At 72.3% G+C, this 12,377-nt stretch carries 14 protein-coding genes and 1 tRNA gene; 7 read left to right on the top strand and 8 right to left on the bottom strand.

Translation table 11 applies throughout. The features are described 5' to 3' along the window. The first annotated feature begins 18 nt into the window (after positions 1-18). On the top strand, positions 19-1,026 hold the full coding sequence (locus ACFYOS_RS16160) for a sigma-70 family RNA polymerase sigma factor (RefSeq protein WP_387141266.1): 1,008 nt from the start codon (positions 19-21) through the stop codon (positions 1,024-1,026). A 305-nt stretch (positions 1,027-1,331) separates the two neighbouring features. Then, complete coding sequence (locus ACFYOS_RS16155; protein ID WP_387141263.1) at positions 1,332-1,850, top strand: hypothetical protein; 519 nt, start codon at positions 1,332-1,334, stop codon at positions 1,848-1,850. Between the two features lie 245 nt (positions 1,851-2,095). Here the strand turns inward: ACFYOS_RS16155 and ACFYOS_RS16150 are convergent, their stop codons facing one another. After that, complete coding sequence (locus ACFYOS_RS16150) at positions 2,096-2,323, bottom strand: hypothetical protein (protein ID WP_387141260.1); 228 nt, start codon at positions 2,321-2,323, stop codon at positions 2,096-2,098. An 8-nt stretch (positions 2,324-2,331) separates the two neighbouring features. Between ACFYOS_RS16150 and ACFYOS_RS16145 the strand changes: the two genes are divergently transcribed. From ACFYOS_RS16145 to ACFYOS_RS16135, 3 genes are all read left to right on the top strand, one after another. Beyond that, a complete protein-coding gene (locus ACFYOS_RS16145) occupies positions 2,332-3,105 on the top strand; it encodes a class I SAM-dependent methyltransferase (protein ID WP_387141257.1) in 774 nt (257 codons plus the stop codon). A gap of 79 nt (positions 3,106-3,184) precedes the next feature. Next, positions 3,185-3,403, top strand: a complete 219-nt coding sequence (locus ACFYOS_RS16140) for a hypothetical protein (RefSeq protein ID WP_387141254.1) — start codon at positions 3,185-3,187, stop codon at positions 3,401-3,403. 110 nt (positions 3,404-3,513) lie between these two features. Beyond that, positions 3,514-4,128, top strand: coding sequence for a dihydrofolate reductase family protein (locus tag ACFYOS_RS16135; protein ID WP_387141251.1), 615 nt, complete (start codon positions 3,514-3,516; stop codon positions 4,126-4,128). A gap of 69 nt (positions 4,129-4,197) precedes the next feature. On the opposite strand, the gene ACFYOS_RS16130 is transcribed toward ACFYOS_RS16135, so the two are convergent. The 5 genes from ACFYOS_RS16130 to ACFYOS_RS16110 form a co-directional block, all read right to left on the bottom strand. Beyond that, positions 4,198-5,397 (bottom strand): hypothetical protein, encoded by a 1,200-nt coding sequence (locus tag ACFYOS_RS16130; protein ID WP_387141248.1) that lies wholly within the window; start codon positions 5,395-5,397, stop codon positions 4,198-4,200. Further along, complete coding sequence (locus ACFYOS_RS16125; RefSeq protein WP_387141245.1) at positions 5,394-5,918, bottom strand: SigE family RNA polymerase sigma factor; 525 nt, start codon at positions 5,916-5,918, stop codon at positions 5,394-5,396. Before ACFYOS_RS16125 ends, ACFYOS_RS16130 begins: the two co-directional genes overlap by 4 nt. Before the next feature lie 603 nt (positions 5,919-6,521). Continuing rightward, the gene (locus ACFYOS_RS16120) at positions 6,522-6,743 is read right to left on the bottom strand and encodes a hypothetical protein (protein WP_387141242.1); all 222 of its coding nucleotides are present in this window, start codon (positions 6,741-6,743) and stop codon (positions 6,522-6,524) included. Positions 6,744-7,048: 305 nt separating this feature from the next. Next, entirely contained in the window at positions 7,049-8,509 is a 1,461-nt protein-coding gene (locus tag ACFYOS_RS16115; RefSeq protein WP_387141239.1) for a dihydrolipoyl dehydrogenase family protein, read from the bottom strand. A gap of 468 nt (positions 8,510-8,977) precedes the next feature. Beyond that, positions 8,978-9,451, bottom strand: a complete 474-nt coding sequence (locus ACFYOS_RS16110; protein ID WP_387141236.1) for a VOC family protein — start codon at positions 9,449-9,451, stop codon at positions 8,978-8,980. Between the two features lie 172 nt (positions 9,452-9,623). Between ACFYOS_RS16110 and ACFYOS_RS16105 the strand changes: the two genes are divergently transcribed. Beyond that, complete coding sequence (locus ACFYOS_RS16105) at positions 9,624-10,076, top strand: MarR family winged helix-turn-helix transcriptional regulator (RefSeq protein WP_387141233.1); 453 nt, start codon at positions 9,624-9,626, stop codon at positions 10,074-10,076. Between the two features lie 194 nt (positions 10,077-10,270). Here ACFYOS_RS16105 and ACFYOS_RS16100 read toward each other — a convergent pair. Beyond that, a tRNA-Arg gene (locus ACFYOS_RS16100) sits at positions 10,271-10,346 on the bottom strand. Positions 10,347-10,514: 168 nt separating this feature from the next. On the opposite strand from ACFYOS_RS16100, the gene ACFYOS_RS16095 reads away from it, so the two are divergent. After that, complete coding sequence (locus tag ACFYOS_RS16095; RefSeq protein WP_387141230.1) at positions 10,515-11,255, top strand: hypothetical protein; 741 nt, start codon at positions 10,515-10,517, stop codon at positions 11,253-11,255. A gap of 10 nt (positions 11,256-11,265) precedes the next feature. Here ACFYOS_RS16095 and ACFYOS_RS16090 read toward each other — a convergent pair whose 3' ends face one another. Beyond that, complete coding sequence (locus ACFYOS_RS16090) at positions 11,266-12,294, bottom strand: alpha/beta hydrolase (protein WP_387141227.1); 1,029 nt, start codon at positions 12,292-12,294, stop codon at positions 11,266-11,268. Positions 12,295-12,377: the final 83 nt, after the last annotated feature.

Raw genomic sequence — 12,377 nt, 5'->3', positions numbered from 1 at the left:
GCGACCGAGCCGGTAGGTATGGGGAGGGCGTGCGGCCGGGAGGGTGGAGCGGTGACGGTGACCAGCGAGGACTTCGATCGGCGGACCGGCCCGTACCGGCCGGAGTTGCTGGCCCACTGCTACCGGATGCTCGGCTCGGTGCACGAGGCGGAGGACCTGGTGCAGGAGACGCTGCTGCGGGCGTGGCGGGCCTTCGACCGGTACGACGACGGGCGCGCCTCGCTGCGCACCTGGCTGCACCGGATCGCCACCAACGCCTGCCTCACCGCGCTGCGGACCCGAGTCCGCCGGCCACTGCCCTCGGACTTCGTGGCGCCCAACCCCGACCCGGAGGCGCCCATGGTGGTCGGCGAGGTGCCCTGGTTGCAGCCGCTGCCGGACGCGCTGCTCGACCCGGCCACCGTGGTCGCCGCCCGGGGCAGCCTGCGGCTCGCGCTGGTCGCCGCGATGCAGCTGCTACCGCCCCGGCAGCGGGCCGTCCTGATCCTGCGCGAGGTCCTCGACTGGTCGACCGCCGAGATCGCCGAGGCCCTGGACACCACGCCCGCGGCGGTGAACAGCGGGTTGCAGCGGGCCCGGGCCCGGCTCGGCGCGACGGCGGTCCGGGAGGAGCAGGTGACCGAGCCGGCCGACCCGGAGCAGCGGGCGCTGGTCGACCGGTACATGGCGGCGTTCGAGCGGGCCGACGTGGCCGGGCTGACCCGGCTGCTCACCGACGACGCCGTGCTGGAGATGCCGCCGGTGCTCAACTGGTACGTCGGCCGGGAGCGCTACGGCCGGTTCATCGCCCGGATCCTGGCGCTGCGCGGCACCGACTGGCGACTGGTCCCCACCGCCGCGAACGGGCAGCCCGCGCTGGCCGCGTACGTGCGGGACGGGGACGGGTACCTGCCGCACACCCTCCAGGTGCTCACCATCACCGGTGGGCGGGTCAGCCGCAACGTGGTCTTCCAGGACCGGGCGGTGTTCGCCGCGTTCGGGCTGGCCGCGCTGCCGCTTGGCGCGCGGCCGGCGCCGGTCGGTTGACCTGACCGGCCCGTCGGTCGCCGTCGGTTGGGTCGCGGTGCCGGACGGTGACGGTGTGACATCTGGCGCAGCGGCGGCGCTGAGGGGCACGGAATGCATGCACCGGATCTTCGACCAGCACGCCTCCGGCGTCGCCGACTGATCACTCAGCGGTGTCGTCGGTACGCGTTGTCAGCCGGCCGTCCCCAGCCCGCTGCTGGTCGCCCGGTGCGTCCGTCCCACCGTCCGGCACTCGTCGGGCGGTGCGCTGTTCCGGAGGCGCGGGACGGCACGTCCGTACACCAACCCCCTAACGGAGCCGTTTGATGTCACAGATCGCCCTCGCGAAACTCCTCACCCTCAAGGTCGGCGCGGCGGTCGTCGCCGTCACCGCCACCGGTGGGGTCGCGTTCGCCGCCGCGACCGGCACCCTGCCCAACCCGCTCACCGATCCATCCGCGAAGCCCTCGGCGCACGCCACCGGCAAGCCGTCCGACGCGGCCGACAAGGGCAAGGGCGCCGGTGACGCGAAGGGCAGCCCCTCGCCGAACCTGGTCGGCCTCTGCCGGGCGTACCGGGCCGGTGCGGGCGACAACCCGGGCAAGGCGCTGGAGAACCCGGCGTTCCGCGTGTTGATCACCACCGCCGGCGACCAGGAGAAGGTGGCGGCGTACTGCGACAGGCTGCTCGCCACCGAGAAGGGCAAGCCGAGCCAGGCGGCCCGGCCCACGGCCACCCCGAGCCACCCGGCGGGCAAGCCCGGCGCCCGCCCGACCACCGCCCCGACCGCCCGGCCCGACGCCCCGGACGCCGGCCACAAGCCGACCGCCCGACCCACCAACTGACCTCCGACGCCGGGCGGGCACACCCCCCCCTCCCGCCCGCCCGGCGTCGGCACCGCGGCCCCGCCCGGATGACCAGCCCCCCGGTCCTCCGTACGGCGCCGCGACCCGCGCCTCAACCGGCGCGGCGAGGCGGCGGCCGGATCCCCCGGCCGCCGCCTCACCCCTTCCTGCGTCCGGACCGGCGAGCGTGGCAGTGCCATCCGATCCACGGCTGCCGTCCCGGGGCATCGGTGCGCCGGACGGGGTCAGCCGGCGGCAGCGCGGAGCAGGGCAACGGCGACGGCGATGCCGAGCACGAGCGCCACCGACCAGGCCAGGGCCGGACCGCGGCGACGCTCGCGGGCCGCGGCCAGCAGCGCGAGCAGCGGCGGCAGGGCGGCGGTCACCGCCGCCGCGCGCAGCAGCCACCGCTGCTGGGCAACCTCGTGCGGATCGGGTACGGGGGCACCGAGGAACAGCGGTCGGCCTGTCAACGAATTCGATGGCGCGTCCCGGAGGCCGTTGGTTGAGTGGCCGTCATGAGTGGACTGAACGACCACTCGCCATCAGCACCGGGCGGGTGGCGCTGCCGCTGGCCCGACGCGGCATCACCGTCGAGGGGATCGAGGGCTCACCGCTGATGCTGGAGCAGTTGCGCGCCCGGGCCGGTGGCGCCGACATCCCGGTGGTGCTCGGTGACATGGCCGACGTCGCCGTGGACGGGCCGTACGACCTCGCGTACCTGGTCTTCAACACGTTCTTCAACCTGCCCGACCAGGACCGGCAGGTGGACTGCTTCGTCAACGTCGGTCGGGTCCTCGCCCCGGGCGGCCGCTTCGTGGTCGAGGCGTTCATCCAGGACCTGACCGAGTTCGACCGGAACCAGCGGGTCACCACCCGGGCGATCGACGAGGACTCGGTGAGCATGGAGTTCCTCCAGCACGACCCGGTGGCCCAGGCGGTCACCTACCAGCGGGTGACCTTCGACGCGGCGGGCACCACGCTGCGCCCGCTGGGGCTGCGGTACTGCTGGCCGAGCGAGCTGGACCTGATGGCCCGGCTGGCCGGCATGCGGCTGCGCGAACGCTGGGACTTCTGGGACCGCACCCCCGTTCACCGCCGCCAGCCGTCGCCACGTCTCGGTCTACGAGCGGGTCCCGGAGGCTACGGTCGGCGGATGACCGAGCCCACCCACCTGGTCACCGCGACCATGCGGCAGGAGCCGGGTGAGGGGCTGCGGCACCCACAGGCGTACCTGTTCGCCCGGAAGCCCTGACGGTCAGCCGATCTCGGCGACCACCTCGCCCGTCGTTCTCGGTCGCCCCACCGGCGGGCGGCTGCCGTACGGTGGGTCGATGGCGGAAGTCCTGGCGATCCTGCTCGTCGTCGGCTGTCTCGGGGCCGTCCTGGCGCTCCTGCGGTGGTTGGCGGCCCGGGTCCGCCGGCGCGGGGTCGGCGGGGACGTCATGGGCCCGTTCGACGAGATCTGGCATCCGACCGCGCACCGGTTCCGCGCCGAGATCCAGGTGCACGAGGAGCGGGTGGTGCCGCTGCCGTCCGCCGACGGTCGCTGACCTGATGTGGCCTAGGTCACATTGTCGTTGGTGTCGTCGAATTGGTGCCGTTTCAGCCGTCGGCATGGTGAGAGCCGGCGCGGGGCCGGCCCGACCGGAGGAGACACGTCATGCGACTCACCGTCACCACGTTTCTGACCCTGGACGGCGTCATGCAGGCCCCCGGCGGCCGGGACGAGGACGTCAGCGGCGGGTTCGACCTGGGTGGCTGGCTGCCGCCGCACTTCGACGAGACCGTCGGCGGGTGGATGGGGGAGATCCTCGGCCGGGCCGACTCGCTCCTGCTCGGCCGGCGCACGTACGACATCATGGCCGCCTACTGGCCGCACGTCACCGACCCGGCCGAGGGCGGACCGGACAACCCGCTCAACCGGCTGCCCAAGTACGTCGCCACCAACCGCAAGGACGAGCTGACCTGGTCCGGCTCGCAGCGGCTCGACGGCGACCTGGCTACCGCGATCACCGAGCTCAAGGACCGCCCCGGCGGCGAGCTCCAGGTGCACGGCAGCGGCGCGCTGGCCCGGTCGCTGATGCGGGAAGGGCTGATCGACACGTACCACCTGCTGGTCTTCCCGGTGGTCCTGGGCCGCGGGCAGCGACTCTTCGCCGAGGGCGTGCCGCCGGCGGGCCTGCGGATGACCGACAGCCGCACCTCGCCCAGCGGGGTGACCATGCTGACGTACGGCAGCGCCGGCGCGCCGACCTTCGGCACCGTCGGGGAATGACGCCCCGGGCGGCGACGACGCGGCCGGTGCGGTTCCCCGCCACCGGCCGCGCCGTCGCCTACGGCTGCGTCAGCATCGCCACACGCGCGGTCCCAGGTTCTGGTGGTCGTTGCTGTCACTGCTTCGCGCCTGACCCACGACCAGTCCGGTGTCGGACACGGCCGAGGCGAAGCCGGCCTGCCCGCTCGGCACGCTGAGGTCGACAGCGGCGCCGTCCCGCACCAGGACGCCATTGGTGACCACCCAGCCGACCGCGTTGACCGACTGTCCCGGTCCCTCCTTGTCCAGGTCGGTGACCTCGCCGGTCCGGATGTTCCACAGCGCGCCGGAATGGGACGGCCACAGGCCGCCCGTCGCCCAGTCGCCCTCTGCCGCGTAGGCGGCGCCGGTCTCGCCGGCCGGCGCCTTCAGCTTCCGGCCCTTGCCCTGCTGGTCCCAGGCGTACGCCGTGGTCGCGACGCCGTTGCGGTAGATCGCGCCGACGATCGTGCCGTCGTCGGTGATGTCGTAGGCGTTGGCGCCGTCGGGAAGCCGCAGCTTTGCCGCGGTCGTCGACCCGGCCTTCCACAGCAGGACGATGCTGTCCTTGCCCCCCGAGTTCCCGCGCGGCTCCGCGTTGATGACGACGTCGCCGCCCGCGTTGATCGCCGGGGTCGGGTACACGTGCCAGTTCCCCGGCGGGGTGCGCAGCCGCGTGTACGCGCCCTTCTCGTAGCGGAAGACGTATTCCTCCTGCGGCCCGTTCTCCACCAGGCCCACCGCGATCCCGCTGGAGTTGACGGCGGTCACCTGGACCGACTGCCCGGGCACCGGCAGCGCCTGCGGCTGCCCGTCGGTCCACAGCACCGGCCGGAAGTCCTGCCCGACGACGCTGTTCCCGACCACGTACCACCCGGCCGGATCCACCGCGTCGGCCGTGACGTCCTTCATGCCGCCCGGCACAGGCAGCTCCATCATCGTGCAGTGGCCGTCCCAGGCCGTCGCCGCCGGTGACGCGGTCGGGTCGGTTGCGCCGGTCGGCTCCACTGTGGCTGTCGGATCGGCCGAGGCTTCGGCCAGGCCGGCGGCCGGCTGCGCTCCCGCCCTGGTCAGGATCGACGGCACCGCCAGCAGCAGGGCTGTCGCCAGCGCCACGCCCCCGACCCCCTGGACCGAGCGGCGGCGAAAGGCACGCCGGCGACCGGCGCTGACCAGTGCGTCAATTTCGATACGGCTGGGCGGCACCTCGACCGCTGCCAGCCGGTCCCGCAGTTCCTGTTCCTCGTTCATGACCGATCCCTCCCTCCTTGTGCGACCGTGACCGATTGCCGTCCGTCGAGCGCCTCACGCAGCGCGGCAAGCCCCCGCGAACACTGGCTCTTGACGTTGCCCGTCGAGCATCCGAGGGCTTCCGCGGTCGCCTCGACCGACAGGTCGCCGAAGTAGCGCAGCACCACGACGGCGCGCTGCCCCCTGGGCAGCGATCGCAACGCCGTCACCAGCGCGTCCCGCTCCTCCACGGCGTGATCGACCGGGGCGGACTGCTCCGGCAGGCGGTCGCCGAGCAGCACCTTGGACCACCCGCGCCGCCGCTCGTCGAGGTAGCGCCGCATCATGATCCGGTGCACGTACCCGTCGAGGTTGTCGGCGCCGGCGGCGCGCTTCCAGTTCACGTAGAGCGCCGTGAGCGTCGCCTGGACGATGTCGTCCGCCTGGAACGCGTCGGCGCAGAGTAGGTACGCCGTTCGATGTAGGCGGGGCAATCGCGCCTGCACGTACTCGACGTACTCCCGTTCGAGGTCTGGCCGCATCCTGCTCCCTAGTTCGGCCGCGTGGACGGTGGGCTCTGGTCGCTTCTATGTCGCCGGTGGCGGGGCGAAAGGTTGCACGTCGGGCTGGCGCCGCGGGCGTCGGGCGTCGGAGGGCGGGTCCAGCGGTACGGTCTCGGCACAGATGAGCGGCGGGAGGGCGGGCGTGTTCTGGGACTTCTTCCGGGACTGGTCCTGACGGGCGGAGGAGTGGACTACGTGACGAGCGCGCATGACTGGAGGCGCTGGCTCGGAGTGCCCATGATCCTGCTGGGGCTGGTACTGGTCGCTCACGACGTCAAGCGCTGGCGCGCTCAGCGATAGGACGCCGCCAGGGGGTCAGTGAGTGGCCTTGGCTGTCCGAATGGCGGTAACGGCACTGACAGGTGATCCCTAAGGTTTGCTAGAGGCCCGCGACCTGCAGCGATGTCTGGACTACCGTTGGCCCAGCATTTGCACCTCTGCACGGACCTTCGCAGGTCGTGGAACCTCATATCACATTTGTGGCCGGAAGAACCGGAATCAGCGAGTTATTCCTCGGCAAGCCATCAGCTGCTGCCGCTCAACCAATCCCACGGCCGGCGGTGGCCTAGATCTGGTCGGCGGTCAGAAGCACGGGTTGCGCACCATCCACTCATCATCGCTGCCAGCCGCCGCCGGCCGGCCGGGGCGAGCGCTGGACTCGACCAGTACGACGTGATCCTCGGGTCGTATCTGGGCGGGCAACCGGCCGAACCGCTGGATACGCTGAGCCGCGAATTCTTCGTCCGAGAACCGCATCCCGGACTCACGCTCCTCAAGCACGGTTCCCTCCTTTTCCAGACCCATTGTTGCTGCTCCTGGCCCGTTGTTGCGCGTTACCGCCATCGTGGCCACCATCACTTGAGTCGGCACCGGGCGACCGCCGTGTCATGCGCCACTCCGCACGGTCCACTCTGGGCTACCAGACCCGCGCCAGGCGACCCGAGCGAAGTTCGTTGAGCCGAGATACGTTGTGGCCCGCCGGGTTTCCTCAACTGCTCCGGCACCTGCTCACAGACGGGTTACCGGACGAACCGATCATCGTTTCCGCATGATCCCACTAGTTGCCGGTGCCATGCTGGTGCACCGTGTGCCCGCGATCAGGTGCGACACTACGGCCGATTTCGTTCCTGCTGCCGGTCCCGGTAGGTCTCCAGCAGCCTCAGCCAGACCTCACTGATCGTCGGGAACGCGGGCACGGCATGCCAGAGCCGTTCCACCGGCACTTCGCCTGCGACCGTGATGGTGGCCGAGTGCAGCAGTTCCCCGACGCCGGGCCCGACGAAGGTGACCCCCGCCACCGTGCCGCGGTGCACATCGACCAGCATGCGGGCCTGGCCGCGATAGCCCTCGGCGTACTGGTGGGCGCCCGCGACGCGTGCGATGTCGTAGTCGACCACCTCGACCCGGCGTTCGGCCCGTTCCGCCTCGCGCGTGGTCAGGCCGACGGACGCGACCTCCGGGTCGGTGAAGACGACCTGCGGCACGGCCGCGCCGTCGGCGGTCGTGGCGTGCCCGCCCCACCTGGCGTCGTCGACCGGCTCTCCCTTGGCGCGGGCGCCGATGGCGGCGCCGACGATCCGGGCCTGGTACTTCCCCTGATGGGTCAGCAGTGCCCGGTGGTTGACATCGCCGGCGGCGTAGAGCCAGCCGTCGGCGACGGCGGTCACCCGGCCGGTGTCGTCGACGGTCAGCCAGTCGCCCGCGGTGAGACCGACGGTCTCCAGGCCGAGGTCCGCCGTCCGCGGGGCTCGGCCCGTGGCGAACAGGATCTCGTCGGCGGCCAGTTCTGCGCCGTCGGCCAGCGTCATCCGCACCTCGCCGTCCTCGCGCGCGACGTATGTCACAGAGGCCCCGAACCGGATGTCGACGCCGGCTTCGCGAAGCCCGTCCGCGACCAGTTCGCCGGCGAACGGCTCCATCCTCGGCAGTAGTCCGGCGTCGCCGCGGACCAGCATGGTCACCTGGGCGCCGAGCGCCTGCCAGGCGGTTGCCATCTCGACGGCCACCACGCCGCCGCCGACGATGGCGAGACGGCCTGGTACGTGGTCGGCGCTGGTGGCCTCACGGCTGGTCCAGGGGCGTACGGTGTCGAGTCCGGGTGTGTCGGGCAGGGCCGCGCTGGTGCCGGTGCAGATGGCGACGGCGTGCCGTGCGGTCAGCCGGACGGTGTCGCCGTCAGGGGTCTGCACCGCCACCTGGCGGGGGCCGTCGAGCCGGCCGTGGCCGCGTATCAGGTCGACGGAGACTGCGTTCAGCCAGCCGACCTGGTTCTCGTCGTTCCAGTACGCGGACATCTTGTCACGGTGCGCGAGGACCGCCTCGACGTCCAGCGGCCCGGCCACTGCCTGGCGCAGCCCGGGGACGCGGCGGGCGTCGGCGCGTGCCAGCACCGGCCGTAGCAGCGCCTTGCTGGGCTCGCAGGCCCAGTACGAGCATTCGCCGCCGAGCAGTTCGCGCTCCACGATCACGGTGCTGAGCCCGGCGGCGCTGGCCCGGTCGGCCACGTTCTCGCCGACCGGGCCCGCGCCGATGACGACCACGTCGTAGGTGCGGGGTGCCTCGTTCGTCACCGCTTCCTCCATCACTGCTCCTGTAACTCTGTCGATCTTGCGGCTTCCGCGGAAGCGGGGCTTGCCGGGCCGAGGCGCCCTGGTCGTGTCTGCGGTGCGCCGGCTCGCCGTCGAAGCGCCCCGCTGATGCCGCTGCGTGCCGGCGACGGTGCCCGAGGTCGCGCCTCGGGTCGCCGAGGGAGGGCCGTGGCCCGGGCCTGGATCTCGGCCGGGCGCCGTTGTGCCCCGGTCACCGGTCGGCCCAGCTGGGGCACCGTACGGCGTATGGCGGTGGTCACGTAAGGGGAGCGGAGGGCGCCCGGCGGCAGCCGCCTCTCGGTGCCTGGCCCTTACCTGCAACGCGCTGGTCCTTCGTCGGGGAGCTGCGCGGCGACGCGGCCGACGCGGTCCCATGCGCCGAGGGCGGAACGGGCCGGCCGCCACGTAGGCTGCGCCCGGCCCGTCGCGCCCTCGGTGACTGAGGTGGTGTCAGCGGCCGGGGGCCCGCTTCTTGACCTCCTGGAGTACCCAGCCGTTGCCGTCCGGGTCGCTGAAGGTGGCGAAGGAGCCGTAGTCGGCACGGGTGGGGTGCGGGCCGGCGATCCGCGCCTGGCCGCCGGCGCGGTGGACGACGTCTCCGCCGTCGTGGCCGTGGTACACGGTCCCGCCGGCATCGTGGAACACCTCGCTCACCTCGATGCCGCGACCGACGAGCTCCGCGCGGGCCTCCTCGATGTCCGAGACGACGAGGTACAGGCCCTGGACCGAGCCGGGTGCGGCGGAGGTGATCCCGCGGCCGAACATGATCGAGCACTCAGAACCGGGCGGCGTGAAGTGCACCGCCCGCCACTCCTCGCTGACGGCCTTGTCGAGATCCAGGCGGAATCCCGCCGCCTCGTAGAAGGCCTTGGCCCGATCGACGTCGGATACCGGCAGCATGATGAGTTCGAGCCTCAGATCCATGGGATGTCCTTCTTCCTTGCCTCGGTCGCACAGCGGACCGCCAGGCAGCTCCACTGGCGGAGTTACGAGCATATGCTCCTATTGGCGGAACGGCCCGTCGAGCCGAGGTGACCCCCTTCACATATGGGAGCAGTTGCTCCTATTCTGGTGTTGGGGAAGCTTGGAGGACACGATGAACACTGCGGTGACGAGACCCATCGGCCGGTGCAACAACCTGGCACTGCGCAAGGCAGCCCGGTATCTCGGCGCGACCTACGACAAGGCGCTGGCCTCGTCCGGTCTTCGTGCGACGCAGTTCAGCATCCTGCAGAAGCTCAGTGCTCACGGAGACATGACCATCAGCAGCCTCGCTGACATGATCGCCATGGACCGCACGACGATGGCCTCGAACCTCAAGCCGCTCGCGCGGGAAGGCCTGGTCACCGTCGAGCCGTCGGCAGCCGACCGACGTGCACGGATCGTTTCGATCACGCCGGACGGCCTCTCCCGGATGAAGGCGGCGTTTCCACTGTGGGAGGCGATGCAGACCCGGTTCGAAGAGAAGTTCGGAGCCGGCGCGGCGGCCCGACTGCGCGCCTCCCTCGAAGCCGTCCTCGACACCGGCTTCCAGCCCTGGGCCGAGTAAGGCACGACTCTCGCGGTGCCACCGAGAGCCGACTCGCGCAAGCCACACCTCGGTGTGACGAGTGCCGGACCTTCCCGGCGGTCTGGCGTCACTCAGGTCGCCGGCATGAGCCCAGTCCAGGCGCCGTGACCGGGTTCGGCACCTTGCAGGTCTACTCAGGTCGGCAGCGAAATGCCGTTGACCTGGGACAGCGTTGGTGCGCCCGGCAGGATTCGAACCTGCGGCCTTGGGATTAGAAGTCCCCTGCTCTATCCGCTGAGCTACGGGCGCGCGGCGACGGTGTCGCGCCAAGAGGGTACCGCCGTACCCGGGTCCGACGGGGGAACGGGTGGTCGCGGCCTCGCCGATGATCAGGGTGCCATGAGGGCTTCTCCGCGGGCACCCGGGATTTGCGGGTCTCGGGCAGCCGCGCCGGCCGAGGTCCGTACCCTCGGCGACGTGCTGCTCGACCAGGAAACCGAGAACGAGATCGTCTACCAATTGTGCCAGCTGCTCGGGCGGTCCATCCTGCCCGTCAGCCAGTACGACCGGCCGGGCGCGGCCGGCCACGGCTTCGGCACCGCCTTCTTCTACACCGAACTGGTCGGCGCCACCGACGACGGGGACGTGGTGCAGGAGTGGCTGCTGACCGCGGACGCGGCCACCCGGGCGGCGTACGGGGAGATCGGTCTGCGGCCGAGCGTGACCGAGCCGGCCGACGCGGCGGCGGAGCCGATCGTGCTACCCGGCTTCCCCGACCGGTGGCTGCACCTGCCGGAGCCGGGTCTGGCCGCGATGCCCACCGGCGGGCTGCACGGCTATGCCGAGGACCGGGGTTGGCGGTGGCGTACCCAGCAGGTGACCGACGCGGTGGTCGCGGGGGCCGACGCGGTCGCCCGGGTCGGCGCGGAGCCCGGCTCGGCGTTCGTGCTGGCGCTCGGCGTCGGCGACGACGGGTCGCGGCCTCTCGAAGCGGTGATCGAGCGGGTCGTCCGGGACGGCGACGGGCTGCGGGTCGACACGGAGCTTCCCGCCGGGTACGTCGGCGCGCCGGTGTTCGGCGTCGAGACGAGTCCTGACGGGGACCTGGCGCTGCACTGCCTCGGCCTGGTGCTGTCGGGCGAGGGCGGTGGCCACCCCGTCGCGACGTTCGACCGGATCCGGTCGGCCCTCGCGGCGGCGACCGCCGGCTTCCGCTGACCGGCGGGTCTCAGCCCTCGGCGGCCGCGCCGGCCGGGTCCTCGGCCGGCCGCCGCGCCGCCGGCGGGCCGTCCGGCACCCGGTCGGTCGGGCCGGTCCCGAGGAAGCCCTCCGCCCACCGTCCGACCTCGGCGAAGACCCTTTCCCGTACGGCGGGGCCGGACAGCGTCAGGTCGTGCAGCCCGCCGTCGAAGCGGGCCAGGGTGACGTGCCGGCCGAGCCGGGGCGCCCAGCGGACCATGTGCTCGACGTCGAGCACCGCGTCGGCGAGGGTCGCCTTCTCGTGCCACCTGGTGCCCCGGTAGCTACGGGTGGAGCAGGCGAGCAGCACCGGCACCGGGATGTCCAGGCCGGCCCGGAGCTGCCGCTGGCCGGCGCGGATCGCGTTGATCCAGCCGGCCCGCACCGGGAACCCGGCGAGCGGCTTCCAGGCCAGGTCGTACCGCCACTCGCCGCGGTGGTCGGCGTGCAGGCTCTCGCCGTACACGGTGCCGAGCCCGAACGGGAGGATGCGGTGCGGCGCCCTGCGGCCGAGCCGGGAGACGGCGGCCGCGAGGGGTCGACGGACCAGCCAGGGGGCGTTGATGTCGAAGAACGGGCTGTTGAGGACGAGCCCGTCGACCAGCCCGGCCTCGCGGCGGGCGTGCGCCCAGAGCGAGACGATCAGGCCGCCGGTGGAGTGGCCCAGGGCGAGCAGGGTGTCGTGCCCCTCGTCGTCGCGGATGATCTTCGCGGCGGCGTCCAGCTCGGGGAAGTACTCGGCCAGGTCGTGGCAGAAGTTCGGGGTCTGGTGCGGCAGCAGGCTACGGCCGTACTTGCGCAGGTCGAGCGCGTAGAAGTCCCAGCCCCGCTCGGCGAAGAAGTCGGCGACGTGGGTCTGGAAGAAGTAGTCGACGAAGCCGTGCACGTAGAGCACGGCGCGGCCGGTCGGGCGCTCGGCCCGGCGGCGGACCAGGGTCGCGACGACCGGTCCCTCGCCGTCGGTGCCCAGGTCGATCGTCTGCCGCTCGTACGGCGGTCCCAGCACGTCGGGTTCCACGACCGTGACGGTACGCCGCCACGCTACCCGGCGGTAGCCCGCGCCCCCGCCCGCCCGCACCGGTGCGGACGGGGGCGGAGGGG

The organism is Micromonospora sp. NPDC005806, assembly GCF_042871425.1.
Lineage (GTDB): Bacteria > Actinomycetota > Actinomycetes > Mycobacteriales > Micromonosporaceae > Micromonospora.
The sequence above is the reverse complement of the archived record's forward strand: the minus strand, read 5'-3'. Positions and strand labels throughout refer to the sequence as shown.